The organism is Nitrosovibrio sp. Nv4 (assembly GCF_900215485.1).
GTDB lineage: Bacteria > Pseudomonadota > Gammaproteobacteria > Burkholderiales > Nitrosomonadaceae > Nitrosospira.
In genome coordinates this window covers 146,844-171,442 of record NZ_OCMZ01000002.1, presented here as the reverse complement: position 1 = coordinate 171,442, position 24,599 = coordinate 146,844, and the positions used below count along the sequence as shown (strand labels likewise).

Sequence of the window (24,599 nt, the reverse complement as noted above, 5' to 3'; positions counted from 1 at the left end):
CAATTTCGCCCGCGATGCAGTCCATCCGACCACGCTTAGCGCTGACGGGTGGCGTCATTTGATTCAAGATAGTTATCCGCTGGCGTTATCTGCTGCCAGCGGGAGGATAGTGAGCTGAAGTCGCGTAGCCGGACCCGGTCAGTTTGAGTCCCCGGTCCGCCATCATCAGCCCCATCGCAATAACCAAAATGGCGGATGCGCGAACAAGCAGGTTGATTATGTCTCTTGATACAGAGCTTGCGATCAGACCAAAACTCAGGAGCGGTACCAGGGTGCCCAGACCAAAGAAGAACAGCATCGTAGCGCCTTCCTGCGCGCTACCGGTGCCGGCAGCCATGATGTACATGGCTTGCAAGGGACCGCAACCCAGCATTAAACCATTTAGAAGCCCGATGACCATGGGGCTGCGTCGCTGACGCAGTTCATTTGATACGCCTCGCACGAGAAATCGAGGTAAGCGCAAGGTGAAGTTACGTAAGATGGGAAACACATCCAGCATCTTCAGACCATAAACGATGACAAAAATGCTGGCTGCAAGCGTGCCAACGCCCCGCATATGCGGTGTAAAGGTCATAATGGAACCCAGCAAACCCAAACTGCCACCAATAAGCGTATAAGAAGCCGTTTTACCGGTGGCGTACATCAGATGAGCCATCGCCGTGGTGCCAGTGGAGCGCGGCTCAATGGCTTTCGCATAGCCCACTACAAAGCCTCCGCACATGCCGATACAGTGAAATCCGGTAAAAAATCCGATCGAAAACAGCATGGCATAACCGAGTTGAGTGTTCATTTCTCTCACCAAACCCGGAATCATGCTTTTGCCCCAGAACGTCACACCTCCCACCAACAACAGGAAGCACAAGAAAATCAGTCCGTTTCGTACATATTGACTTGAAGACTTGGATGCGCTTTCAAACTGATAGCCTTTTTCTTCAACTGCGCGGCGAATGCCGCTTTCTGCTATGGATTTGCTATCGAATTCGATATCGACAATTTGTTTGATATAGTCCGCTCGGACTTTTCGCACGCCGGGCAAGCAACCCACGGCGTTCTCGATGGTTTCCTCGCAGCCCGTGCAGTGCATGCCCTTAATTTTCAGATGTATCGACTTGGCAGCCACATATCACCCAACGTCTGTAGTAACAATATGAAATTGGAGGGAGTATTTAAGACAACCCGCATTGTCGAAACTATCGTATACCTGTATAGGGTATAAGTCAAGCATACCCCCAGGCTGTATACAGAATCAGTTCCGGTCAATGCACGAGGGCCCTTGATTCTCGCTGAACAAGGTCCCCTCGTGATTCAGGCCAGTACCGTTGCCTCTGCAAACAGAAAAAAGTTTTTATCCCATCCGATTACAGTCAAATCAAAAAGCTCAACCGAATAGCCCCCTTATGACTATACTTACCTATCTCCCTAGCAGTTAGCCCGGCTCCGGACGCGCAACCAGGAAGGAAAACATGATGACGCAGCCATACTCTCCATCCGTCAGTGTAGTGATTCCGACTTACCAGCAAGCAAGTTTCATCGGACGTGCGCTGGACAGCCTCCAGTCGCAAGTCCTGCCTGATTGGGAAGCAATAATTATCGACGACGGATCGCGGGATGCAACAGCGGAAGTGGTATCCACATACTTGAGCGACGGGCGCATCCGTTATTACCGGCGGGCAAAAAACCATGGGCTTGGACATGCCTTGAATGAAGCCATCTCCAAAGCGAAAGCGCCGCTTATCGCTTACTTGCCGAGCGATGATGTTTATTATCGGGATCATCTGCGCAATCTGAAGACATGCCTTGAGACGCAGACGGGAGCCGTATTGGCTTATTCCGGCGTATGCCACCATTACAACCGGCACACTGACGGCCAGATTCCCGGATTTCCCTTGCAACTGGTACAGTGCATGCATCGAAAAACTTCAGCTCGCTGGCTGGAGCGCAAAGAATTGGAATCGGATGACCTGGAACGGCTCTACTGGGGGCAACTGCGGCCCCTCGGCGTTTTTGCTCGCAGCAACAGCATCACCTGCGAATGGGTATCCCATCCGATGCAACGGCACAAGATCATGCAGGAGCCTGAAGGCGGCATTAATCCGTTTCGCTCGCATTACCGTGTCGACGAACCGATGCGCTTTCATACCTCGGTGGGCCATTCGATCGATGAGGCGAGCCACTATCGCACAATGCGCGAACGGCCGGATACGCCGGGAGCCAGCGATGGGCTGAAGATACTTCTGGTCGGTGAACTGGCGTACAACGCCGACCGCGTGCTTGCACTGGAAGAGCAGGGGCACAAGCTGTATGGCCTGTGGATGCAGAATCCAACCTGGTTCAACACGGTGGGACCCGTGCCTTTCGGGCATGTCGAGGATCTGCCGCGGGACAACTGGCGCGAAGCGATAAGGCAGGTCCAACCGGATGTCATCTACGCGTTGCTGAACTGGCAGGCAGTGCCGTTTGCACATGAGGTATTAATGGCAACTCCCGGCATTCCATTCGTCTGGCATTTCAAGGAGGGGCCATTCATTTGCCTGGAAAAGGGAACCTGGCCGCAACTGATCGACCTGCACCAGTGTTCCGATGGACAGATTTTCTCGAGCCCGGAAATGCGGGACTGGTTCGATACCATCGTTCCCGGCCTGTCGCTAAGCAAGCCGACCCATGTGCTGGACGGCGACTTGCCCAAGCGTGACTGGTTTGATCAGCTGCGCAGGCCACTGCGTTCCTCATTCGATAGTGACGGCGAAATTCATACCGTGTCGCCCGGCCGACCGATTGGCCTGCATCCGCATCATGTGACGGAGCTGGCCGCCCATGGCATTCATTTGCATTTTTACGGAGAGATAACGCATGGACTGTGGCTCCAGTGGATCGAAAAAATCCAGGCGCTGGCGCCCGGGTACCTGCATTTACATCCCAACGTAGACCAAAGCAGCTGGACTGCGGAATTTTCCCAATATGACGCGGGCTGGCTGCACCTCTTTGACAGCGGCAATAGAGGTGAAATCCGGAGGGTAAACTGGGACGACCTGAACTACCCGGCCCGGCTAAGTACCCTTGCGGCAGCCGGTCTGCCGATGCTTCAAAAGGCAAACGATGGCGCGCTCGTCGCCACGAAAACATTGTCGAAGCAGCTTGGTACCGGAATATTTTTTGATACGATGGATGAGCTTGCCGCCCAGCTACGGGACCGCGAAAAATTGAAAACTATCCGGGAGCGGGTTTGGCAGCAACGACACCTTTTCACGTTCGATCATCATGTGCCGGAACTGGTTAATTTCTTCCGTGGCGTAATAGGTTCAGCATCAAGGAAACCCGTGCGAGCAACAAGCGCGGCAGCGGAGTCGCCTCGCTTGCAAAGCCGCAAACTGGCAGAAATAAACAATACGTGAAAACACGGCGCCACTCGACTTCTGCCTGTTCTTTCCCGCCTCATTCAGCCATCCTTGTCCCTGGCGGCTCTATCTGTGTTCTACCGAACAGTAAAAATAGGGCTCATCTGTTAATCTGGGGTCCTGTTACATCATTACGCTAAAGGAGAACTGCGATGAATAAGGATCAGATTAAGGGTACTGCGAAAGATATCGCCGGAAAGGCCCAACAGGACATGGGCGAGTTGACAGGGAGCAAAGAACAGCAAGCCAAAGGGCTCGCCAAACAGGGGGAAGGCAAAATACAGAAAGGGGTTGGAGACGCCAAGGAATCGGTCAAAGACGCTGCCGACAAGCTCTAGAGCGTCGTTTGCCAGTTTCTTCTCCCCTCAAAACCCGCTCCGGCGGGTTTTTATTGCCTTGCTGTTCCATATTAAGTAGTAACACTTCCCTCCCCACTTCTACCACCAGGTCTCGCAAATACCGCACTAAAACTCGAATGTACTTTGTCCAGCAGGCAGCATTCCCCGAAATCAGTAGGCCTGACATCCAGCTCTACGACGGCCTTGGAAGAAGGAACCGCCCCCCTTTTGCAGCTTGAGACGCTAGCGTTTCTATTTCGAACGCCTTCACCATGTGCACGCATCCCATCTTTCAAGCCAATGTGTTTTTTGCCACTGATTTTGACGGGCTTATCTCCTGCGAGCTTTACTTGATTCACAATAAGAAATTATTTCGAGCGTTGTAGATCAAACATCATGATAAGTGCTTGTCAACCTGAGCTACAGCGGTTGTCATTTAGACCGCCCCCATTAAAGTTGTTTTTTTACTATTTCCCATCATGATTTATCTGATATTGGTCTGTTTTATCGTTCTCCTGGTTGTCGGGCCTTCCTACTGGGTGAAACATACGATGGAAAAATATAGTGAACCGGCTGATCGCTATTCATTCACGGGAGCACAACTCGCCCGCGATTTACTGGATCAGGCCAATTTGCAACATATCCGGGTGGAGGTAACCGAATCGGGCGACCACTATGACCCGTTGGAAAAAGTGGTCCGTCTCACACGGGACAAGTTTAACGGCCGTTCATTGACAGCCATAGCGGTTGCAGCGCATGAAGTCGGCCACGCGATCCAGGATCAGGATAACTATCCGCTTTTTGCCTTGCGTACCAGGCTGGTGCAATGGGTTGCGCCTGTGGAGAAACTGGGTGCCGGTATCCTGATGCTGACTCCTGTAATTATGACGATATTGCGATCTCCTGCGGCAGGATTGCTATTTCTTGTCGGCGGCATTCTGACACTGGGAAGTGCGACGCTTGTGCACGCGCTCACCTTGCCCATGGAATTGAATGCGAGTTTCGCCCGGGCTTTACCAATGCTGGAGCGGAAGCGTTATCTGATCGATGGGGATTTGCCGCACGCCCGACGTTTGCTAAATGCTGCGGCATGGACGTACGTTGCGGCTTCCTTGATGACACTCCTCAACATAGCGCGCTGGTGGGCGATTCTGCGCCGATGATGAAATTAAAATATGCAAAATGTGAACTTCAGAATGAGCGATCAGCCGAAGAATTCAATTTTTCTACCATAACTCCAGGGTTATATTTATCGGCAGGCCAGTTGGGGATGAGCGTCGCGGCAAACATGATGCACGCGCGCATCAGGCAAGCACAACGGGTCCAGATCGGCGAACACCGCATCGACCAGCGCAGCAGCTTCGGGCTAAGTGCTGCCCTAAGATCCCCAGGGACAGGCCACGTGGCCATCGGGCAAATCTTTTCCGCCCTGCCTGGCGATAGCAAGGGCTGATGAGAGGAATCTGCGTGGGTGCGAGGGTCGGGAAGCCAAGCGAGTTTCCGAGAGACCGAACCCGCGCTACTTCAGCGTCGGTGAAATCCTCTACACTTCCGGGGGCTCCAGGCTCAGGCCCGACATCACGACGATCTCCATCGGCGCAAGATGGCTGAGGCTGGATGCCCTTGCGATCACATCCTGTTCCTGCAGAAGCTGATACTGAAACACGTCCTCGTACATATCCTGAACCAGAAGGTTCACTACTCGCTTCGGCCACCCCATCATCCACCGGTTGGCGATCTCGATCCCGGTCTGCCCTGATTGCAATATCATTTCCCGGATCTGATCCGGGTATATATCAGGGTTGTATAGTAATTGCATTTTTTTCTCCTGATTCGTTTCAGGCGTTTTAACATACTGTGCCGGTTCTTGCTGAATGACATGTGGCCACTCCGTCATCGCATCTTCCACGAACCCCTGACTTCAATCGATCCATTTCCTCCCCGATGGCAGCAGAAGCCTCCTCCGTTTTCGGATTTCCGTCCGTAGCCGCGTCCTGGATAACCGTGCCGTTTGCGTTCCCCGCCATTAACAGCATGAGTAACTGTCTCCGGCTTGCCTCCAATACATAGCCCAGCGGTGCGCCCGGATGACTGGAAACTTCTACTATGATTGTCATATAGATTGATTAATTGCAACTATCAGTATTCGAAAACCGCCAACCCTGGGTTAGCCGGCCAAAACCCGCTCCTGACCAAGTGGGTTTTGCTTATCCCCAGATTGCGGCGCGACGCCCATGCTAGGGCCTTCACGGTTCGCCCAGAATACGATGTGCTCGGGGAAGCCAACGAGCAATTCTTTGTGAAAATAGCGATGTAAAAGATGGTGGGGATAATGGCTTGAAAAGTCTCTGACTCGCTCGATATATCCCGCGACGGTTCTCGTATAAATAACGTAGTTGGCCATACTTGCTCCTGGTTTTAGTGCTGGAGCGTCGAGTTTGACAACTGTTTGTTGCCGCACTGATGCAGAACCATGAATCTTTCGCGTACGTGACATTTTCGTGCTTTTATTGTGAGTCCATCCATAGTCGCGGATTTCTTACCCACGTGCATGGGTTTTTTTCTTGCCATCAGGAAATGAAACTCTCTCCCCTGCGTTCGCAACCACATGTATTGCAATGCTCGCGTTGCGATCATTTGTTGGTGATGCATTAAAGCTCGGTAGCCAACCTCATGGCGATACTCATCGCTATTCTTGCGGCAGGACCCAATGATGGTTTCGTTGTCACCAATGGTATTACGTGCGCTGAGACGGCTCACATGCAGCCAGAGCGGCGCAGCTTGGAATTTTTATGGGACGGTGGGTAAGCACGCGCAAAATGGTTATGATTACTGGGCTTCCTCCGCCATTTGCTACGAGCTTTCTCCATGCACATGTTTGCTTCCGCTGCTTGCTTATAACTGCTCTTCGAAGATGAGCGATAGATCGATTTGGATTGCTATTGGCCGCAATACCACCGCTATTATTGTGGCGTTCGTGTTCCGTTGCCTGTGAGGTACCTCAGCGCGATTTGTTCATTGGAAATCGTGTCTTATAGGCATAAGCAGTGGGTGTCTTCCGGAAAGCAAAATAACGACCATGCCCCTCTCCACGACTGATCTCCTTGCTTTGCTAGCTGCCATTCCATTGGCTGCACTGGGTGGAGAATTTTTTCTTAAGGGTGTGCTCGGCGTAGCGTCTTTGTGGCGCCTTCCTAAACTGCTGGTGGCCACTTCCCTGGCAGCTTTCGCAACCTCCAGCCCCGAACTGACTGTTTCGACCATGGCGGCAATAGCCGGCAGACCGGAAATTGGTCTGGGGGATGCATTGGGCAGCAACGTGGTAAATATCGCCTTGATTCTGGGGCTTGCACTACTGTTCGGGACACTACCCGCCCATCTCAACGAATTGCGCCGTGACTTCATCTTTGCCTTGGCTGTGCCCATCCTCCTGCTGGTACTTGCGGCCGACGGTACGTTGTCGCGTATAGAGGGAGCATTCTTGCTCATGCTATTCGCGTTCTGGCTGGTCTTGATTGCCAAGCAGGCGACCAAGCATCGTCGGGACACGACGAAGGCCGATACGGAATCACCAGGCAAGCCTACCCATGCTTGGCTCTTCCTTCTTGTGGGGTTAACGTGCCTGCTTCTGGCTGGGCATCTTTTTGTAACCGGCGCGAGCGGCATCGCCGCCGCACTGGGTATGCATAACTATGTGATTGGCGCGACAGTAGTAGCCATCGGCACCTCATTACCCGAGTTGGTGACCACACTACTCTCCCGCTGGCGTGGTCACGCCAATTTAGGATTGGGCATCTTACTGGGCAGCAACCTGTTCAATGGACTGGCGATCGTCGGCATCGCCGCCGTTATCCACCCTATCCAGGCACCCCCCAGAGAGGTCTCTGTTGCACTGGTAGTCGGTGTGCTGAGCGTGCTGCTGATCCTGCCGCGCAACGGTGTCATCTCGCGGCAACGAGGATTTTGCCTGTTAGCGGCCTACATGGCTTATGTGGTGGCGACTCTTACACGTTAACTGAGATATTTATACCAATGGTTGAGGATAGACTCGCCTAAGAAAACAGAAAATAAAGCATTGCCAAGCATGTTTGCGCATAAAAAAACTCAGGCTCGATCATTAAAATCTCCTTGATAATGAGCAATCCACCTCTCGGTAGTGAACAAAGCGAGCAACACAAGCCTGACTCATCAAAAATACGTGCATTTCTAGGGAAGCATTGACAAAAATATTCTATTGAGTGCGAAATACTCTACTTCGAAGCCTAAACCACCCTAACCCGACGGTTTTTTAGGGTCACTATCACAAAGAATTTACAGAAATTTAACGTTCTGTTCACCCCCAATCCGATACCTTGTATATGTGCTTTTTGCGCACGAAACCTTAAGGAAACGAATATCAACCGTGTGAGGGGTACATGGAAAAAAGCGACGGCAGGAAGGATAACGGGGCGGAAGAACATGTGACCAAACTATGGAACGAAGAGCTTGAGCGATCTTCTAAAATTTTAGCAAAAGTGATTCGAACGCAGCCCCCAGAAGTTGGTGAAGAACTTGCAAAGCTATTGCTGGCCCTTTCGAACGGGAATCTAATTCCAAAAGACCAGATCTGAACTACTACAACTAAAACCCGCTTCGGCGGGTTTTTATCGCCCTCACTCTACCGTCCCTGCGTCCAGAATCAGACGTTACCTTAATACAACAAGTAGCTCGCTATTCCAGTTTTTGTTTTCCCTCGCCCTCACCAGAGGGCTTTTTTGCGCCCCAATACCCACACCAGTTCTCCGATGTACTTTAGTCCAATACCGTCTTTCCCCTAGTTCATAACATAGTAAGTAGCGATGCGCGCACAGAATCCATGACACGCTTCATGTCGATGTGTTTATTCTGGAGCGAATATATCAAGTTATCGAGCTTTGAAGGCTCCGCAGCGTCCCAGGATGAATTGTTGCTGGGAGTCGTCGGGGGAGCCGGCAACATCTTAGGCGCTGCGATTAGTGCATTCTACGGGTTTGGAGTCTAGCTTTAAATCAAGCGGACGATTCCCCAGGTAAGTTGCCTGCCTTCATGTCACCTAAATAAAACAGATATGGAATCACTTCCTGTTCATCTCTTCAGAGATAGATTTGGTCCATTCCTGTTGCTAAATGAGCATGACCTGAAATACACCATACGAGAACAGCGCTCGGGTGTCTCGCTGGCTGCTTCGGGGATTATTGAGGTTCTGCTATCGCCATACATGTGGGGCGCCCTTTCAACAATAATTGTTGCATTCCTTAAATATCGAAGTAGCAGAAAAGTTATCATCACAACCATAGACGGCGACATCATTCAGGCGGAAGTGCTCAATCAGGAAGAGGTCGAGCGGCTGCTTAGGCGCGCGAAAAGCTGAACAAAGTCAGACGGATCATAGCAATACTCTGCACCCCACCGCCTCGTGCCGATTGCTCAACCTCTTCTGAATAAACGCCAGCCCTACCCTATCACCCCATAGCCAACCCTTCAATTATTGCCTCGATCGTATTTCGTTTGCCACCGAACAGATAAAACTCGTCAAAAGAGCATAATAAAAAATGTCAAATCAAAACGAGGAGAATCAAAATGACTCTCGGAACGATTCTTATAATTGTGCTGATACTTGCCCTGGTGGGTGCGATTCCAAGATGGGGTTACAGCAGCGGCTGGGGTTATGGACCGAGTGGCGGTATTGGATTGGTGCTGTTAATAGTGCTTATTTTGATTTTGTTGGGGTACATCTAGCTTGCTAAGTTGAAAGCGATGCATATTGCGTGTCAGCCGACCTGATTAATGTATGTTTTTCCATCTCATCGGTCATCTCTGCTATGGTAGGTCATGGGTCCCATCTAGGGTTCTATAGGCCGTGCCGCGAATCTCAATCACCACCGCTCCCGACACTTCAGGTCGTACCGAATTGCCCGATACCCGATATTGGCCCCGAAGTAACACAGCAACAACTTATACGCCCCTCGCCTTCCATGAATTCCGGAACCCAGCGCCTGGAATATCCTGCTCATCATCACTGTAACATTCTCAGGCTTTCATCATTCCCCCGAACCTCGCTGCAATCTATTCCCGGCAAGCCCGGATCCTCTAACGGTTCTGCTATTCCAAAGTTGATATATTGACCACGCAGGTCTGGGTCCATTTTTTTGTTTTTTGGACAGGAATATTGGGCGGACTATGCATGAGCGGATGGGGATTCACTCAATGGTATTATCAAATACAAAAGCCTAGTGACGAGCTGGCAAGAAAGAATTTGCCAAATTCTCGATTCCATAGGCCCAAAAGATCATCCCGTTTTAATGATAAGTAACCACGCTAATACCTGCCAATAATGAATCCCGATTCAAACCAAACCCAAATACGAGGATACCCCTGAGGGTCTAGAAATATACCTTCAGTGCCTGGCTTTCTATATTTTCCAGGCCGCCACAAAGCACAAAAAAATCACTGCCATCGAGAAAAATGTAATAAAGGCCGCCAAGTAATAAGCGGCCTTCTGCCGTCTGGACATACCTCTATAAGCCGTCTTGGGCGCTCCTCTTTTTCCTATTCCCATATCTCATGCTCCACAATACCCACGCTGAAACCTAGGTGTACCTTAGTCCAATACCACCGTTTCCTCCTGGTTCATAAGATAGCAAGCGGCAGCTCTTCAATGGCAGCCAATACTATCAATCCAACAACAAGAGGGAAAAATGGCGCTTTATAAGTACGTTCAACATTTAGATCAATCGCAGCATGCCAACTTCGATAAAGAGTACTCGCCTGGTGTAGCCGCGCCAGACCCGGGAATTTACAGATGCACAGGCTGTGGAGATGAGATAGGGATTGCGAAGGGCCACAACCTTCCTCCGCAAAACCACCACCAGCACTCCCCGTTCTCCGCCTCATTGATTCGGTGGAAGCTAGTAGTCTGCGCGGTAAGTATTAAGTAAGCTCTTTTTCGGCCTCAACGCTCGTTGGAGAATTATCTGCCATAAGATGAATTCGATAGTCGATTGGCGGATCAATCTCCCACCAGGTGGAGTAGGCGAAAAAATAGAGGGAGCGACTTTTGCAAGCGCTCCCGCTACCGCCATACGTTCTTCAGGCAATAACTCCCTTAGCATAAACTCCGCGACCTTCTGCACGCTTGGCTGTTGCTGGAAATCCTAAAGAATGTCCGGTTGTTCACCGCCCCAGGGGTTCACTGTGACAGCGCGCTTGATGGCGTTTCTTACTCATCGCTGAAGGCTGAAGCTGAAGGAAACAGAAGGACGAGTTCCCCTGTTGTCGCAGATCGAACTCAATGCAATCCTTGATGCCTGCCCAAATGAACATAGCAAAACTGCTATACGGCTAGCGGCCTATTGTGGATTACGCGCGGAAGAGATTCAGCGACTGAGGCCAGAGCACGTTAAGAAAGATCACTTGTGGCTGGCGTTCGAGCAGAAAGCTGGAGTGAACATAGAGACTGTACCATTACCCGGGAATCTCCAGTTGTCGCTCGGGTCACTACCAATCGGGATCAGTCACCGCATGATCTCTCGGTATTTCAAGCGCGCACTGGCAGAGATGACCTGAGGTTCCATGATCTCCGTCACGCTTACGGATCATGGTTGGTGCAGAATGGAGTGGACTTGTACCTTACTGGTAAACTGCTGCGCCACAAATCACTGGCGTCAACCAAGCGATATGCTCACTTTGCGGATGAGCAAAAACAAAATGCAGTCAAAAAAGTGTTCGGATGACTGCCGTATATTTGCGGTACAGTACGGTAAAAATAACCGTGGAACCACTCAAGAACCGCATGAATATTGGAGGCGGGGGTCGGAATCGAACCGGCGTCCACGGCTTTGCAGGCCGCTGCATAACCACTCTGCCACCCCGCCAATACTGAGCAACCTCAATAGGTCGCATCGCACCGTTGCAATGCAATAGCAAAAACTAAAAAGGGAAAACGGATTTCAGCAGAGGCGCATAATCTGCGAACAATGGCCTCATGCAAACGGATCCATTTTCCCAATAACTGGAGCGGGAAACGAGGCTCGAACTCGCGACCCCAACCTTGGCAAGGTTGTGCTCTACCACTGAGCTATTCCCGCAAAAAAACAATCTGGCATTATAAGGATGCTGCTATCTTTGTCAAGAAAGGCAAAGATTTAAAACCGTTTTCAGCCGTGCTTCACCCCTTGCGGGATTGCGACTTTAAGGTAGTATGCCATCGACCATAGGGTCAGTATTGCTGCCAGATAAATCAGCCACGTTCCCACTTCCTGCGCATTGAAGTTTTCACCTATTTTCTCGTGATACAGCAGCAGCGGAATGGCAGCCATTTGCGAGGTAGTTTTCAGTTTCCCCAGAAAGGAAACTGCCAGATTTTTTCCTTTGCCGATTTGCGCCATCCATTCACGTAAGGCTGAAATGGTGATTTCACGACCTATGATAATGAAGGCAATCAATGCGTCAAGTCGGCTCAAGTAGACCAGCACGATCAACGCCGCGGCCACCATCAGCTTGTCGGCGACAGGATCAAGAAACGCGCCGAAAGCCGAGGTCTGATGAAGTGCTCTCGCAAGATAACCATCCAGCCAATCGGTGATGGCGGCAACGGTAAAGATAACCGTAGCGATCAGGTTCTGCTCGGATTGAGACAACCAGGTGGGTGGAAAATAGAAAATACCTACAAAGAGCGGGATCGCAAGTATGCGCATCCAGGTAAGCACGTTGGGCAGGTTAAAAGGCATAAATCAGAATATGCCACCAAAGATAGTCAAATAAGTGCGAGCCTCCGCTTCGGATCGCCGGTTTGCCCTGCCTCTCCTGCCTTTTCCGGGTACTTCCTCGTACTTAAACAATATTCCCTTTCATCTCCGCCCCGCCACATGGCTCCAGCGTTCTCGTTCGTACCTGAGCCGCGATAAAGCCTGCCCGAGACTTCATTTCTGAAAGTGCAACAAGTGCATCCAATCAGTGTAATTCCCTGTAAATTTTCTCCGCCAGCGCACGGCTAATCCCATCAGCCTGCTGCAATTCTTCAATACTGGCAGTCTGTACGCCTTTCAGTCCCCCAAACCTCGCCAGGAGGCTTTGACGGCGCTTCGCGCCGATACCCCCAATTTGCTCCAGACTTGAACTGGTGCGCGATTTTCCAAGTTTGGCACGATGGCCATAAATGGCGAATCGATGGGCTTCATCTCGAATCTGCTGAATCAGATGCAGCCCTGGATGGTCCCTCGACAATTGTAACGGCTTTTCCACCCCCGGGAAAATCAATTGTTCCAGGCCGGGCTTGCGCTCCTCACCTTTGGCAACGCCTAACAGATTCGCGTCATTCAATCCGAGCTCGACCAACACTTCATGAGCAGCATTTACCTGCCCCCTGCCACCATCAATCAGAATCAGATCGGGAAGGCTTCCCTCGCCCTCGGCAACTTTGTAGTAGCGCCGCGAAAGGACGTCACGCATTGCAGCATAATCATCGCCGGGTGTAATGCCGGTAATATTGTAGCGGCGGTATTCACTGTTACGCATGGCGAAGTTGTCATAAACCACGCAGGATGCGATGGTAGCTTCACCTAGCGTATGACTGATGTCAAAACACTCGATCCGGCCAAGTCCCGTCATTTCCAGAGCTTGCTGCAAAGCCTGCAGCCGTTCCTCCTGGCTGGCCTGTCGGCTCAGCATCTGTTCCAGTGCAAGCCGCGCATTCTCGGTCGCCATATCCAGCCACATGCGGCGATCCCCAATGGGATTGGCATTGATAACAACCTTATGGCCCGATTGTTCGGCGAGCAAAGCCTGAAGTGTGTCCCGCTTGATTTTTTCCCCGACGATGATGAGATTCGGCGCGCTGCGATTGAGATAATGCTGGGTCAGAAAAGCCTCCATCACCTGGGGTGGATCATAGCCTTCCGCGTTTTGCGGAAAAAAACTCTTGTCCCCCAAATGACGCCCTCCCCTGACCATGGCAAGGTTGACGCAGACTCTTCCGCCACCGTTATTCTCGGTAACGCAGGCAACTACGTCGGCGTCCAGGGCCTTGCCGCTATCCACGAACTGTTTTTCGCGGATTTTACGTAGTGACTGAATCTGGTCGCGAAACAATGCCGCTTGCTCATACTCCTGAGAATTCGCAGCCACCCGCATTTTTCTGCCAATGCTTTCCAGCACCTCGGTTTGCTTGCCCTGCAAAAAAAGCTGAGCATCTCTCACATCTTCCCGGTAGGCTTCCGCCGTGATCAGATCGACACACGGGCCGCTGCAACGCTTGATCTGATAAAGCAGGCAAGGCCGGGTACGATTGCTGAATACGCTGTCTTCGCACGTACGAATTCGAAACACCTTTTGCAGCAGTTGTATGCTCTCTCTTACCATCCCCGCATTGGGAAAAGGACCGAAGTAATGATGCTTCTTGTCCAGTGGGCCGCGATAAAACCCAAGGCGGGGAAAGCGATGGCCGCTCAGCAGAACATACGGGTAAGACTTGTCATCTCTAAACAGTATGTTATAGCGAGGAGTTAAAGTCTTTATTAAGTTGTTTTCGAGTAACAGCGCCTCTGCTTCAGAGCGGGTAACCGTGGTTTCGACGCCGGCGATTTGCGATACCATTAACTTGGTTCGAGGGCCCAGACCGTTTTTCTGGAAATAAGAAGAAACCCGCTTTCTGAGATCAATCGCCTTGCCGACATAGATCACCTGGCCCGCCGAGTTCATCATGCGATAAACGCCTGGCTGGGAAGGCAGGCTGGAGCAGAATGCTTTGGCGTCGAAAGCAGATTCTGCCAGCAAGGCGCTCAGTCCTCCTTGCCCAGCAGAGTCCCTCCTATGGCCCAGCTTTCGTGGGGCAGCTCATCAAAAGCGATATAGGTATAGGACTTCGGCTTGTTTGCGACACGCTCCAGCGTATCGGTAATTTCCTGGGCAATCTGCTTCTTCTGCTCGCGGCTGAGCGAACCCGCAATGCGGATATTGACGTAGGGCATGGGTTAATCTCCAGTTTTCTGATGAAAAGCCAAATCAGTACAAATTTTGGCAAATACCTGCTCGAACATGTCCGTGGTCAGGCGTCTAGTTTGAGTATTGTAACGGCTGCAATGGTAGCTGTCATATAACGTCAAACCGGTGAGTTTCAAGCCAGATGTCAAACCGGCGGGCAAGGCATGAACAGCGCCATGGCCAAAACGATAATCCCTGTGCTTGAGCTCGAGTGCCATAAGCGCCGCCTGATGAGCGATAGCGCCGAGAGCGAGTAATGCGCTACCTCCTCCATTTATAAAGTCAGCAATCTCCGCCGAGAGATATCCGTTACATTGCCGGATCTCACTGGGCTCCGGCTTGTTTTCCGGCGGCAGGCATTTGACCGCGTTGGTAATGCGGCATTGCATGAGCTGTAAATTGTCTTCGGGGGAAGCAGAGCCTTCATGGCTGGCAAAACCAAATTTATGGAGTGTCCGGTATAGTAAAATACCCGCAAAATCGCCGGTAAAAGGTCTGCCGGTGCGGTTTGCGCCATGCATGCCCGGCGCCAGGCCGATAATGAGGAGCTTGGGCGCCGGATCACCAAAAGACGGTACGGGACGGGCGTAATAATCAGGATAGCGGGTTTTCACCTCATCCAGAAACCCGGCCAGGCGCGGGCATTGGCGGCAATCCGCCGAGAACCTTGATTGCATGGGATTATCGATAGCTTTTTGTAGTAAGATGCGCGCTTCTTGATCCATGGGAAAAATGATGGCCAAAGTTCTTGCAACCGAAATCCGCGTCGGCAACCTTATCGAATGGGACAAGCGTATTTGGCGCGTGCTGAAATGTTACCACGTCCATGTAGGCGGCCGAGGCGGGGCATTCATGCAGGTAGAGATGAAGGATATCGAAGCAGGCACCAAAACCAACCAGCGCATCCGTACCGAAGATAAAGTGGAACGCGCTTTCGTCGAGCCGCGGGATATGACTTTTCTCTACCAGGAGGGTGACAATTATATCTTCATGGATAAGGAAAACTATGAGCAACTGAGCCTGTCGCAGGAATTCCTTGAGGGTCAGTATGAATACTTGTTGCCGAACACCGATGTACAGGTCAATTTCCATAATGATCGTGCAATCGGCGTGCAGCTACCCGCCAGCGTAGTGCTGACCATCACTGACACCGAACCCAACCTCAAAGGTGCCACCGCCACCAGTTCCTACAAACCGGCCAAGATGGAGACAGGGCTTGTCGTCATGGTGCCGCCCTTCGTTCTGCAAGGTGAAAAGATCAAGATCAATACCGACAGCGGCGAATATATCGAACGTATGTAGCGCAACAACGTATCAATCCTGCCGTTTTGCGCCAGGAACTGGCAAAATCGGGACGCTTCTCGCCACGGTTTAAAAACTCAACTGGGTTCGGAAGGAAATTACGGACGGATTATCCTTGCGATTCCGCATGCCGGGACCTGCATTGCCTATTGCAGCCTCGGTCAAATAATAGTTGAGCATGAAGCGCAAGCCTTTCCGGACATACCAGTTGGCACCCAGCGTGATGATCTGAACCTCACATTTGGATGTACCCGTCCGGCATGGGCCCGCATCCAGGCTCTGGTCCATATTCTCCGCTACATCGTAACGTGCGGCCAGCTCCAGCGCGCCCCACTTGCTGATTGGCTTTGGTTTACCAAAGGCGCCACGGTCCTTTCGGTAAATAGCCCTCTCGCCCGTAACAAACCAGCTGACTTGTGCGTAACCTCCGCCGCAAACGTGGTTTGACGATTTTCGCCAGATGGACCCCCGCCGGCCGCATGATATCGCATTCGTGCGATAGCGTACTGAACCATGGAGAAACGCTCCCTATCATCGTTGCCACAGCAATGTTGCTGGGTCAACAAAAAAAGGAGCGGTCATGAAATTCTCTTCAATTTTAACCGCAAAATCGTTGGCATTGGCTAGCGCATTGGTATTCAGCGCGGCAGGCGCGGTACATGCCCAGGGTTATGATTCGGATAAGGACGATGGCATGCAGAAACCCGGTGATTCCACGCAATATCCAGGCACATCAGGGGGTTCCGATTATGGCACCAGCGGAACCGACCAACGTAGACGCGATGACCGAACCGATGGGTCAAGCGGTGAAGGGTATGGCGACCCTTATCAGGGATACAGCCGCGATCTCGATAGCGGCATGTACGACTGGACGGGTAACGACGGCACCGGTCCCAAGCTCAAAGGTAGATATTAAAGGGATTTTTAATAAGTTCCGGGCAGGGGTGGAACTGGTTAGCGGCATGATACCGAGAAAGACAAGGATGTGGGCAACGCAATCCCGAAGCGGGATGCTAGAAGCAGGGGCTGAGCGCCCCCACGGATGAGCAACCCCTCGCGTGACCCGCAACATTTGACGGGAACCCCGGAAAGCAGAACGCGGAACGCAAGCTCGCCCGAATTGCGGTAAATCAGCCTTTAAAGTCCGGCGGCGCAAAGCGCTCTGTTTCCATTCGCTTTCAATTAACATGAATTGAGGCGTTCACCGCTGACGAGTAATCTTCGTGTGTTACCGCACGGAAAGGCCGTGAAGCGAAACGTAATCTTTCCAACACAGCAATATCGCTGGATCAATAAGAAGGAACAGCCATGAAATTACTTTCTATGTCAATTAAACAGCCGCTGGCGTCGATACTAGCCTTGGCCAGCACTGCGATCTTTAGCGTGGCGGGTGTGGCCTATGCCCAGTATGGTGATAACACTTCCGGTCAGGGTAGTTCTGCGGGGCAAAGCGGAACCGCCGGCCAAAACGGCTCTGCCGGCCAAAAAAAACCTGACGAGGGTCCCTTCCCATATGACATCCTCGAAGACCCAGTGGATACCGGATATATAGATCAGCAGAAACGGCTGGAGCGGGCTCAAGACCCGGCATCACCTAGCAAAGATCCCCATGTACCGGACTTTCCCGTGGATAAAGAAGGAAAGCCGCTTAAGGACCCGATGTACGAGCAAGGCGGGCCTATCGGACCCAATTGACCTGATGGATAAGTTGCCGCGGCGATTCGGAGGGATATCCCGAATTGCCACGGCAATCCTGCAATAAAAATGCTCGCAGCCCGCTTGTATCCGTTTTCCGCGCCCTCCCTATATGATCAAGAAAAATGAAGCCATTAATTTATGTTTTTCTGATCGGATCAAGTCTCGCTCTAAACGTATCTTCGTTTGCGGAAAACGGTATTGCAAGCCGTGCTGTTAATATTAGGCTGGGCAGCACTAATGGCAGCATGGATAACGCAGCCTTGCAACTGGTTCGCGAAACTGTTGGAAACGCCATTGCCTCTGATATAGTCGACATATTCGACGTCTATAATCCCAGAGTGGGTGAATCTGCCTCAACCAGGTTCGGCTTGTCAGCCTGCGCGGAAGCAGGCGTTAATTCGACACCGAACAAATTTTACGACTTTGTCGATCAACTGCGTTCTATTCGTCCGAGAGCCGGGACTTTTCTCAAAGTGGAGCTTACGGAACGCTGTGAGGAAATAGAGCCAGTCAAACCATTGGACTGCGGCGGCGTTCTTGGAACGGAATGCCCAAGCGCGCAATACTGTGAAGTCGATGCAGGTCAATGCAAAGTCGAAGAGGCGCAAGGAACCTGCAAGGCCATACCCGGCATCTGTACCAAGGAACTCAGACCTGTTTGTGGTTGCGATGGCAAAACCTACGATAACGCATGCGAGGCAGCACGAGCAAGCATCTCCATTGATTACCATGCGAGATGCAGGTTGCCCGAAGAACTGGCTGATGATGGCGGTAAGCGGCAAAAAGCGCAATAAACCCGGAAGTGAATTAATACCAGAAACCGGTTTACTGGGCAGGTCTACGCCGGCTTACACTAACACTCAGTGTCCCCAGAGGAGAACGCGCCTCAACGGCGGTTCGGATAGCGGGTTCATAGTTTAGTATTCCGATATTTCCGATGCGCCGGTAATGTCTGCTCCTGTTGGTTCTCCCATTCATGGCCCCGGCGCCGTATTGATGTGGTTGGCCGGTGCGAGAGACTGGCGCAATCTCGTTGCGGCGATGCCTGCTATCACAATCAAGCCCATGCCGAGTAGGGCCAACTCTGTGACGGAGTCATAAAACACCAGCACTCCGTAAAAATAGGACCAGGCGATACTCAGGTACTGAAGACTCCCATTGACGAGTATGCGACCAATTGCGTAGGCACGTGTCATCAGCAACTGTGCGAGGGTTGCCAATAAACCCACGGCGAGAAGCATTCCCAGACCTCGCGCGGTATGGGCATGCCATTCGCTAAAAAGTGATGTTGCCAGGGCGCCAGCGGAGATGCTGGCAATCGAGAAATAAAATACTATCCGGACCTCCGGCTCACCGACTCGGCCAAGTGCCGCCACCTGCAGGTAAGCCAAGGCGGTAAGCAGACCCGACAACAGGCCCATCAGAGCGGCCCATAGCTGATCATGCTTCAGAGTGGGTTGAAGCATGCAAACCACTCCAGCGAAACCGACGAGTACCGTGCATGCCAACCGGGCATCCACGCCGCGCCTGCCGAGCAAGGCTGAACTGCAGATGAGCAGCACCGCCATCCAGATGGGGGAAATGTAATTCAGCGTCACAGCAGTTGAAAGCGGCAACTCTCCTATGGCGTAAAACCATAGGCCAAGCGCACTGACGCCAATCAGGCTTCTCCAGAAATGCATCGATGGCAGATCAGTGCGGAGCGCCACGCCGCGCGTACGCGCCAGCAGCAGCATCATTGCCGCACCTATGATGCCACGGTAGAACACGATTTCGCCGGTACTGTACTCCGACGAGGCAAACTTGACACACATACCCATGGTCGCGAAGAGCAACGTCGCTGCAATCATCAGCATCGGCGCGGATATTTTTCCCTTTCTCTTCCTGTTCGGGATCTCGTTAATCAACATTCAGCCTAAATCCGGTAGTTGGACGGGGTGGAGTGTGCGATCCGCCCCGTAGCGGAGCTCACCAAAGAGGTGGAGGTCAAGTTATGCGAAAAGTCTTTGTGGATCATTGCAAAACCCAAAAATGAGCAGTCAACTACCGGATTTAGGTTCAATATGACCTACAGATTCCCCGGAACTCCGCCTTGGCGATATAGTCAGGATATAAATCCCCCCTGTAAGATATTACAGCTATCCATGCTTTCCAAACCCTAGTTAAATAGTCAATAGAGCAAACAGTTCATGCCGGGATAGTAACAATTGTGTGGAGATAGAGTGAAGCCGGACAAGCGAGAGAACGACGTGCGCTCTACCATAGCAGCGGAGAATGCTCTGCAGGCCTCGGAGCAGGCCCTTGGGCCGGACCATCTCGACGTCGCCATCGCACGCAATAATTTGGCAGTACTGTATTATGCCGAAGGGAAATATGCTGAAGCCGAAACACTTCTGGAACAGGCGCTATTGTTCTGGAAACAGAGACATGACACATATGACCTCGATTTAGCCGCAAGCCTGAATAATTTGGCGGAGATACACCGCACACAGGGGCGCCTCGGGCTGGCCGCACCGCTCTTTATGCGCGCGATGGGAATCTGCGAGAAAGTGCTGGGGCCGGGCCATCCCGATATCGCCACATGTCTCCACAATCTGGCGGCACTCTACCGGGATCAGGCGCGATATGCGCAGGCTGAACAATTACTCAAGCGTGCGCTGGAGATTTCGGAAAAGGCATTTGGTCCTGATCATCCCATTGTGGCAACTTCCCTCAATAATCTGGCGGAGATGCATCGCGCACAAGGGCAACTTGAAGAGGCGGGCCCCCTTCTCGCACGGGCATTGGCAATTGGCGAGAAAGCCCTTGGCCCTGATCATCCCGATATTGCAACAAGTTTAAATAACCTTGCATTACTCCATCTCGCTCGGCAGCAGTACGTCCAAGCCGAGCCACTTCTCCGGCGTGCGCTAAGGATTTCACAAAAGGAGCTCGGCGCCGATCATCCTGATGTTGCCACCACCCTTCACAACCTGGGGGCGCTTTGCTCCGGCCAAACGCAGCATGCCCAAGCCGAGCGGCTCTACAAACGCGCGCTGAGGATAAATGAAAAAAGTCTCGGCCCGAATCACCCGAGCCTGGCTATAACTCTCAAGAGCCTTGCAACGCTATATCGGGATACACATCAACCAGAAAAAGCAGAGCCTCTTGAGAAACGCGCATCAGCAATATCGTCAAAAAATCGATAGATCTCACGTTCGACCCATATTCAATACTAACGCGTCAGCTGATATCATTAAAACTTCTGGTAGAGGCCGATTTAATACTGCAATGTCAGATTGCTTTCCGAAACACTTTCCAATCGTTCGCCAGACGTTCCAGCAACGGGCTCTTCAGTATAGAATTGCTGCCATGATGACTGCAGCCCCGCCCACGATAGATTTTACAGCCTCGTCGGTTGACGTGGCCCGTTCCCTCATAGGGGCCACCTTACTGGTCGATGGGGTTGGGGGCCGGATCGTAGAGACAGAAGCGTATGACCGCGAGGATCCTGCTTCCCATAGCTTCTCGGGCCCAAATCGGCGTAACAAGGTGATGTTCGGGCCGCCCTGCCGCGCTTATATCTACCGTTCTTATGGAATCCATTGGTGCCTCAATTTCGTTTGCCGTCCGGACGGGCATGGCGCAGGGGTATTAATTCGTGCTATCGAACCGCTTGCAGGGCTGGACATCATGCGTATCCGACGCGGAATGAGCAATGCACGCCTCCTTTGTTCCGGACCCGGACGAGTCTGTCAGGCCCTCGGTATCACGGATGAACACAGCGGTATACCAATCGATACGCCGCCGTTTCAACTCATACCACCCGCGGAACAGGTTGATGTCGTGACGGGTCCGCGAATCGGGATATCCAAGGCAAAAGATGCCCCCTGGCGTTTCGGGTTAGCCGGGTCCCCTTTTCTGAGCCGCCCGTTCCGTTGAGCCTTATTTCGCTGCAAGGCAATCATCAGGAAGCAAAAGAATTCAAATGACCTTTGAGTAACTCCCGCATGAGGTGCAACGATGACTCGTTCAGACCTCCAGCCGAGGTGGCGGTAAAAACGTTTTTGCCTCAACTCACTTTCTATATCACTCCAAGCGGATTGTATTTCCCCAAAACATTCTGAACAGGTCTTATTAAATTTTCGTCACGGTTAAATTCAGGCATCATTTTATTTATAATTCTCGCCTTGCCTATGGGGCGGTCTGCGTAACCCTCACTGATGAGAAAAGGCATCGCTTGAAACTGTTAAATTGGCGAATTACTGACCCACCTGAAATGGGGTTTTTTTCAACGTCAAACGGATAAACGTATTGGGGGCGGCCCGTTCTCGACACTATTCCGCAGAGAAGGCAAGAGCCTGATCAAACCTGAAAGGATAAATGAGTCTCCTGATTACCAAGCTCGGCTGGCTTACATTCGCCATTCTTGGCGCCTTCGCCTTCGCCGTCATTGCCCTGGGTCACGGCGAATCCATTGGCGCTATCTGGATCGTCATCGCCACGGTCTGCATCTACACCATCGCCTATCGGTTTTACAGCCAGTTCATTGCCAGCCGCGTGCTGCGGCTGGACCCGACCCGCATGACCCCGGCCTACAAGCACAACGACGGACTGGACTACGTGCCAACCAACAAATACGTGCTGTTCGGGCATCACTTTGCCGCCATCGCCGGCGCAGGCCCCCTGGTCGGGCCGATCCTAGCCGCACAGATGGGCTATATGCCCGGCATGCTGTGGCTGCTGGCGGGCGTCGTCTTTGCCGGCGCCGTGCAGGATTTCATCGTCCTGTTCATTTCCACGCGGCGCGACGGCCGCTCCCTGGGTGACCTGATCAAGTCCGAACTGGGGCAGATACCCGGCATGATCGCCCTGTTCGGCACTTTCTTCATCATGCTCATCCTGCTCGCGGTGCTGGCGCTGATCGTGGTCAAGGCGCTGGCCGAATCCCCCTGGGGGACCTTCACCGTCGCTGCCACCATTCCCATTGCCTTGTTCATGGGCGTGTATGCGCGCTATCTGCGGCCGGGCTCGATTGGTGAAGTGTCCCTGATCGGCTTTGTGCTGTTGATGCTGGCCATCGTCGGCGGGCAGTATGTGCAGGAAATCCCCGCGCTCGCCGCTCTGTTCACCCTGAGTGGCGAGCAGCTGACCTGGCTGCTGATCGGCTACGGCTTCATCGCCTCCGTACTGCCGGTCTGGCTCTTGCTGGCGCCGCGCGACTATTTATCCACTTTCCTCAAGATCGGCACCATTGTCGGCCTGGCCATCGGCGTCATCTTCGTTTCACCGCAACTCAAAATGCCGGCCTTCACCCAGTTCTTGGATGGCTCAGGCCCGGTCTGGTCGGGCAGTCTGTTCCCCTTCCTGTTCATTACCATCGCTTGCGGTGCGGTATCCGGTTTCCACTCACTCATCTCGTCCGGCACTACCCCTAAAATGATCCGCAATGAGCGCGATGCGCGTTTCATCGGCTACGGCGCCATGCTGATGGAATCGTTTGTCGCGATCATGGCGCTGGTTGCCGCGTCCACCATCGAGCCGGGGGTGTACTTCGCCATGAACAGCCCAGTCGCGATCATTGGCAGCACGGCGGAATCGGCCACGCAGGCCATATCCCAATGGGGCTTTTATGTCACCCCCGAGATGATCACGCAGACCGCGCGCGATGTGGGGGAGCAGACCATCATTTCCCGTGTCGGCGGCGCACCTACGCTCGCGGTAGGCATGGCGCAGATCCTCTCGGATGTGATCGGCGGTCAGGGTATGATGGCTTTCTGGTATCACTTCGCGATTCTGTTCGAGGCACTGTTCATTCTCACGGCGGTGGATGCGGGTACGCGCGCCGGACGCTTCATGCTGCAGGACCTGCTGGGCACTTTCATCCCGTCGATGAAGCGCACCGATTCGTGGGTTGCCAGCCTTATCGCCACCGCTATCTGTGTGGCGGGCTGGGGCTACTTCCTGTATCAGGGGGTGATCGATCCGCTGGGGGGCATCAATACCCTGTGGCCGTTGTTTGGCATCTCCAATCAGATGCTGGCCGGTATTGCGCTGATTCTGTGTACGGCGGTGCTGTTCAAGATGAAGCGCGACCGTTTTGCCTGGGTGACGATCGTGCCGGCCGTGTGGGTGCTCGTCTGTACGCTCACCGCCGCCTGGCAAAAGATATTCGATGCCAATCCACGAATCGGTTTTCTGGCGCACGCCAACAAATACCAGGAGGCGGTCGCCGAGGAAACGCTTCTGGCGCCGGCCAAATCAATCGGGCAGATGCAGCAGGTGATTTTCAACGACTATGTGAATGCTTCGCTCGCTGGCCTCTTCATGCTGGTGCTGATCAGCATGCTGGTATTCGGCATCCGGGCGGTGCTGCGCGCCCGCGCCATGGGCACGCCCAGCGCAAGGGAGGCGCCATTCGAGTTGTTGCCGCTCGATGCGGCGTCCGGAACGCGATGAATACGGGAGAATCGTGTTGATTAAAATTACCAGGGCGGTGCGCTATCTCGGGCAGAGCATGCGGTTGATGGTCGGAGTGCCTGAATACAGCACTTATGTTGATCACATGAAAACTATGCACCCGGATCAGCCAGTCATGTCCTACCGGGAATTCTTCAGGGAACGACAGGAGGCGCGATATGGTGGAAATGGGAAGATCAGCCGGTGCTGCTAGCAAGTCCGGAACACTAACTACGCGATAAGAGAAATCCCCACGCCATAGGGGGCAGGTTCGTTCGTCGCCTCGCTGCCCTACGCTCCACCTCTTCCGCCTGTCCTATCTGCCTAGATGGTGACCGGAACCCGGATCATACCCTCCTTGTTTTTCCTCCAGCTATCAAACCCTTCGATACCAGAGGATTGTTAAAAGCGCAAAAGACGCGCCTCACGG

At 52.6% G+C, this 24,599-nt stretch carries 27 protein-coding genes and 2 tRNA genes; 17 read left to right on the top strand and 12 right to left on the bottom strand.

Features of this window, described 5'->3' with window-relative positions:
- Positions 1-85 precede the first annotated feature (85 nt).
- Positions 86-1,084, bottom strand: a complete 999-nt coding sequence (locus CRO05_RS08850) for a sulfite exporter TauE/SafE family protein (RefSeq protein WP_097066872.1) — start codon at positions 1,082-1,084, stop codon at positions 86-88.
- A gap of 379 nt (positions 1,085-1,463) precedes the next feature.
- Here CRO05_RS08850 and CRO05_RS08845 point away from each other — a divergent pair, with 379 nt between their 5' ends.
- From CRO05_RS08845 to CRO05_RS08830, 4 genes are all read left to right on the top strand, one after another.
- Entirely contained in the window at positions 1,464-3,392 is a 1,929-nt protein-coding gene (locus tag CRO05_RS08845) for a glycosyltransferase family A protein (RefSeq protein ID WP_235001361.1), read from the top strand.
- Between the two features lie 155 nt (positions 3,393-3,547).
- Positions 3,548-3,733, top strand: coding sequence for a CsbD family protein (locus tag CRO05_RS08840; RefSeq protein ID WP_097066870.1), 186 nt, complete (start codon positions 3,548-3,550; stop codon positions 3,731-3,733).
- 479 nt (positions 3,734-4,212) lie between these two features.
- On the top strand, positions 4,213-4,896 hold the full coding sequence (locus tag CRO05_RS08835; RefSeq protein ID WP_200814343.1) for a zinc metallopeptidase: 684 nt from the start codon (positions 4,213-4,215) through the stop codon (positions 4,894-4,896).
- Positions 4,893-5,186 (top strand): hypothetical protein, encoded by a 294-nt coding sequence (locus CRO05_RS08830; RefSeq protein ID WP_097066868.1) that lies wholly within the window; start codon positions 4,893-4,895, stop codon positions 5,184-5,186. Before CRO05_RS08835 ends, CRO05_RS08830 begins: the two co-directional genes overlap by 4 nt.
- Before the next feature lie 90 nt (positions 5,187-5,276).
- On the opposite strand, the gene CRO05_RS08825 is transcribed toward CRO05_RS08830, so the two are convergent.
- The 3 genes from CRO05_RS08825 to CRO05_RS08820 are packed head-to-tail and all read right to left on the bottom strand — an operon-like array spanning position 5,277 to position 6,137.
- Entirely contained in the window at positions 5,277-5,552 is a 276-nt protein-coding gene (locus CRO05_RS08825) for a hypothetical protein (RefSeq protein ID WP_143860902.1), read from the bottom strand.
- A 28-nt stretch (positions 5,553-5,580) separates the two neighbouring features.
- Positions 5,581-5,850 carry a hypothetical protein gene (locus CRO05_RS15315; RefSeq protein WP_143860901.1) on the bottom strand — a complete coding sequence of 90 codons (270 nt, stop codon included), beginning with the start codon at positions 5,848-5,850 and terminating at the stop codon, positions 5,581-5,583.
- A gap of 50 nt (positions 5,851-5,900) precedes the next feature.
- Positions 5,901-6,137, bottom strand: a complete 237-nt coding sequence (locus tag CRO05_RS08820; protein ID WP_097066866.1) for a hypothetical protein — start codon at positions 6,135-6,137, stop codon at positions 5,901-5,903.
- A gap of 675 nt (positions 6,138-6,812) precedes the next feature.
- Here CRO05_RS08820 and CRO05_RS08805 point away from each other — a divergent pair.
- The 5 genes from CRO05_RS08805 (at position 6,813) to CRO05_RS16115 (ending at position 11,484) form a co-directional block, all read left to right on the top strand.
- A complete protein-coding gene (locus tag CRO05_RS08805; protein WP_097066863.1) occupies positions 6,813-7,748 on the top strand; it encodes a calcium/sodium antiporter in 936 nt (311 codons plus the stop codon).
- A gap of 400 nt (positions 7,749-8,148) precedes the next feature.
- Positions 8,149-8,343 carry a hypothetical protein gene (locus CRO05_RS08800; protein WP_097066862.1) on the top strand — a complete coding sequence of 65 codons (195 nt, stop codon included), beginning with the start codon at positions 8,149-8,151 and terminating at the stop codon, positions 8,341-8,343.
- Between the two features lie 476 nt (positions 8,344-8,819).
- Positions 8,820-9,122 carry a hypothetical protein gene (locus CRO05_RS08795; RefSeq protein ID WP_097066861.1) on the top strand — a complete coding sequence of 101 codons (303 nt, stop codon included), beginning with the start codon at positions 8,820-8,822 and terminating at the stop codon, positions 9,120-9,122.
- 209 nt (positions 9,123-9,331) lie between these two features.
- Positions 9,332-9,490, top strand: coding sequence for a DUF3309 family protein (locus CRO05_RS08790; RefSeq protein WP_090877527.1), 159 nt, complete (start codon positions 9,332-9,334; stop codon positions 9,488-9,490).
- A 1,676-nt stretch (positions 9,491-11,166) separates the two neighbouring features.
- Positions 11,167-11,484 carry a tyrosine-type recombinase/integrase gene (locus CRO05_RS16115; protein ID WP_097066859.1) on the top strand — a complete coding sequence of 106 codons (318 nt, stop codon included), beginning with the start codon at positions 11,167-11,169 and terminating at the stop codon, positions 11,482-11,484.
- 67 nt (positions 11,485-11,551) lie between these two features.
- On the opposite strand, the gene CRO05_RS08775 is transcribed toward CRO05_RS16115, so the two are convergent.
- The 6 genes from CRO05_RS08775 to CRO05_RS08750 form a co-directional block, all read right to left on the bottom strand.
- Positions 11,552-11,625, bottom strand: a tRNA-Cys gene (locus CRO05_RS08775).
- 138 nt (positions 11,626-11,763) lie between these two features.
- Positions 11,764-11,838: transfer RNA gene (locus tag CRO05_RS08770), tRNA-Gly, on the bottom strand.
- Positions 11,839-11,907: 69 nt separating this feature from the next.
- Positions 11,908-12,480 carry a CDP-diacylglycerol--glycerol-3-phosphate 3-phosphatidyltransferase gene (gene pgsA / locus CRO05_RS08765; RefSeq protein WP_090877518.1) on the bottom strand — a complete coding sequence of 191 codons (573 nt, stop codon included), beginning with the start codon at positions 12,478-12,480 and terminating at the stop codon, positions 11,908-11,910.
- Positions 12,481-12,703: 223 nt separating this feature from the next.
- Positions 12,704-14,521, bottom strand: a complete 1,818-nt coding sequence (uvrC, locus tag CRO05_RS08760; protein ID WP_097067891.1) for an excinuclease ABC subunit UvrC — start codon at positions 14,519-14,521, stop codon at positions 12,704-12,706.
- A gap of 8 nt (positions 14,522-14,529) precedes the next feature.
- On the bottom strand, positions 14,530-14,718 hold the full coding sequence (locus CRO05_RS08755) for a 4-oxalocrotonate tautomerase family protein (RefSeq protein ID WP_090877516.1): 189 nt from the start codon (positions 14,716-14,718) through the stop codon (positions 14,530-14,532).
- 3 nt (positions 14,719-14,721) lie between these two features.
- On the bottom strand, positions 14,722-15,408 hold the full coding sequence (locus CRO05_RS08750) for a uracil-DNA glycosylase (protein WP_097067890.1): 687 nt from the start codon (positions 15,406-15,408) through the stop codon (positions 14,722-14,724).
- 55 nt (positions 15,409-15,463) lie between these two features.
- Here CRO05_RS08750 and efp point away from each other — a divergent pair, with 55 nt between their 5' ends.
- On the top strand, positions 15,464-16,033 hold the full coding sequence (gene efp, locus CRO05_RS08745; protein WP_235001360.1) for an elongation factor P: 570 nt from the start codon (positions 15,464-15,466) through the stop codon (positions 16,031-16,033).
- Between the two features lie 69 nt (positions 16,034-16,102).
- Here efp and CRO05_RS08740 read toward each other — a convergent pair whose 3' ends face one another.
- Entirely contained in the window at positions 16,103-16,495 is a 393-nt protein-coding gene (locus tag CRO05_RS08740) for a porin (protein WP_255405933.1), read from the bottom strand.
- A gap of 118 nt (positions 16,496-16,613) precedes the next feature.
- On the opposite strand from CRO05_RS08740, the gene CRO05_RS08735 reads away from it, so the two are divergent.
- From CRO05_RS08735 to CRO05_RS15695, 3 genes are all read left to right on the top strand, one after another.
- Positions 16,614-16,949 (top strand): hypothetical protein, encoded by a 336-nt coding sequence (locus CRO05_RS08735; protein ID WP_097066858.1) that lies wholly within the window; start codon positions 16,614-16,616, stop codon positions 16,947-16,949.
- Positions 16,950-17,356: 407 nt separating this feature from the next.
- Positions 17,357-17,728, top strand: coding sequence for a hypothetical protein (locus tag CRO05_RS08730; RefSeq protein WP_235001359.1), 372 nt, complete (start codon positions 17,357-17,359; stop codon positions 17,726-17,728).
- Between the two features lie 125 nt (positions 17,729-17,853).
- The gene (locus CRO05_RS15695; protein ID WP_200814340.1) at positions 17,854-18,525 is read left to right on the top strand and encodes a Kazal-type serine protease inhibitor family protein; all 672 of its coding nucleotides are present in this window, start codon (positions 17,854-17,856) and stop codon (positions 18,523-18,525) included.
- Positions 18,526-18,705: 180 nt separating this feature from the next.
- Here CRO05_RS15695 and CRO05_RS08720 read toward each other — a convergent pair whose 3' ends face one another.
- Positions 18,706-19,641, bottom strand: a complete 936-nt coding sequence (locus tag CRO05_RS08720; RefSeq protein WP_235001358.1) for a DMT family transporter — start codon at positions 19,639-19,641, stop codon at positions 18,706-18,708.
- A 312-nt stretch (positions 19,642-19,953) separates the two neighbouring features.
- On the opposite strand from CRO05_RS08720, the gene CRO05_RS08715 reads away from it, so the two are divergent.
- From CRO05_RS08715 to CRO05_RS08700, 4 genes are all read left to right on the top strand, one after another.
- On the top strand, positions 19,954-20,919 hold the full coding sequence (locus CRO05_RS08715) for a tetratricopeptide repeat protein (protein WP_097066856.1): 966 nt from the start codon (positions 19,954-19,956) through the stop codon (positions 20,917-20,919).
- A 163-nt stretch (positions 20,920-21,082) separates the two neighbouring features.
- Positions 21,083-21,652, top strand: coding sequence for a DNA-3-methyladenine glycosylase (locus CRO05_RS08710; RefSeq protein WP_235001357.1), 570 nt, complete (start codon positions 21,083-21,085; stop codon positions 21,650-21,652).
- Positions 21,653-22,093: 441 nt separating this feature from the next.
- Entirely contained in the window at positions 22,094-24,169 is a 2,076-nt protein-coding gene (locus CRO05_RS08705; RefSeq protein ID WP_097066855.1) for a carbon starvation CstA family protein, read from the top strand.
- 13 nt (positions 24,170-24,182) lie between these two features.
- Positions 24,183-24,383 carry a YbdD/YjiX family protein gene (locus CRO05_RS08700; protein WP_097067886.1) on the top strand — a complete coding sequence of 67 codons (201 nt, stop codon included), beginning with the start codon at positions 24,183-24,185 and terminating at the stop codon, positions 24,381-24,383.
- Positions 24,384-24,599 lie beyond the last annotated feature (216 nt).

Coding starts and splice junctions, on each gene's coding strand:
- CRO05_RS08790 (WP_090877527.1), top strand. CDS start 9,332: ATGACTCTCGGAACGATTCTTATAATTGTGCTGATACTTGCCCTGGTG.
- CRO05_RS08710 (WP_235001357.1), top strand. CDS start 21,083: ATGATGACTGCAGCCCCGCCCACGATAGATTTTACAGCCTCGTCGGTT.
- CRO05_RS08845 (WP_235001361.1), top strand. CDS start 1,464: ATGATGACGCAGCCATACTCTCCATCCGTCAGTGTAGTGATTCCGACT.
- CRO05_RS08820 (WP_097066866.1), bottom strand. CDS start 6,137: ATGGCCAACTACGTTATTTATACGAGAACCGTCGCGGGATATATCGAG.
- CRO05_RS08840 (WP_097066870.1), top strand. CDS start 3,548: ATGAATAAGGATCAGATTAAGGGTACTGCGAAAGATATCGCCGGAAAG.
- efp (WP_235001360.1), top strand. CDS start 15,464: ATGATGGCCAAAGTTCTTGCAACCGAAATCCGCGTCGGCAACCTTATC.
- CRO05_RS15695 (WP_200814340.1), top strand. CDS start 17,854: ATGAAGCCATTAATTTATGTTTTTCTGATCGGATCAAGTCTCGCTCTA.
- CRO05_RS08800 (WP_097066862.1), top strand. CDS start 8,149: ATGGAAAAAAGCGACGGCAGGAAGGATAACGGGGCGGAAGAACATGTG.
- CRO05_RS08705 (WP_097066855.1), top strand. CDS start 22,094: ATGAGTCTCCTGATTACCAAGCTCGGCTGGCTTACATTCGCCATTCTT.
- pgsA (WP_090877518.1), bottom strand. CDS start 12,480: ATGCCTTTTAACCTGCCCAACGTGCTTACCTGGATGCGCATACTTGCG.
- CRO05_RS08830 (WP_097066868.1), top strand. CDS start 4,893: ATGATGAAATTAAAATATGCAAAATGTGAACTTCAGAATGAGCGATCA.
- CRO05_RS08735 (WP_097066858.1), top strand. CDS start 16,614: ATGAAATTCTCTTCAATTTTAACCGCAAAATCGTTGGCATTGGCTAGC.
- CRO05_RS15315 (WP_143860901.1), bottom strand. CDS start 5,850: ATGACAATCATAGTAGAAGTTTCCAGTCATCCGGGCGCACCGCTGGGC.
- CRO05_RS08755 (WP_090877516.1), bottom strand. CDS start 14,718: ATGCCCTACGTCAATATCCGCATTGCGGGTTCGCTCAGCCGCGAGCAG.
- CRO05_RS08720 (WP_235001358.1), bottom strand. CDS start 19,641: ATGTTGATTAACGAGATCCCGAACAGGAAGAGAAAGGGAAAAATATCC.
- CRO05_RS08825 (WP_143860902.1), bottom strand. CDS start 5,552: ATGCAATTACTATACAACCCTGATATATACCCGGATCAGATCCGGGAA.
- CRO05_RS08750 (WP_097067890.1), bottom strand. CDS start 15,408: ATGCAATCAAGGTTCTCGGCGGATTGCCGCCAATGCCCGCGCCTGGCC.
- CRO05_RS08730 (WP_235001359.1), top strand. CDS start 17,357: ATGTCAATTAAACAGCCGCTGGCGTCGATACTAGCCTTGGCCAGCACT.
- CRO05_RS08835 (WP_200814343.1), top strand. CDS start 4,213: ATGATTTATCTGATATTGGTCTGTTTTATCGTTCTCCTGGTTGTCGGG.
- CRO05_RS08805 (WP_097066863.1), top strand. CDS start 6,813: ATGCCCCTCTCCACGACTGATCTCCTTGCTTTGCTAGCTGCCATTCCA.
- CRO05_RS08850 (WP_097066872.1), bottom strand. CDS start 1,084: ATGCACTGCACGGGCTGCGAGGAAACCATCGAGAACGCCGTGGGTTGC.
- CRO05_RS08795 (WP_097066861.1), top strand. CDS start 8,820: ATGGAATCACTTCCTGTTCATCTCTTCAGAGATAGATTTGGTCCATTC.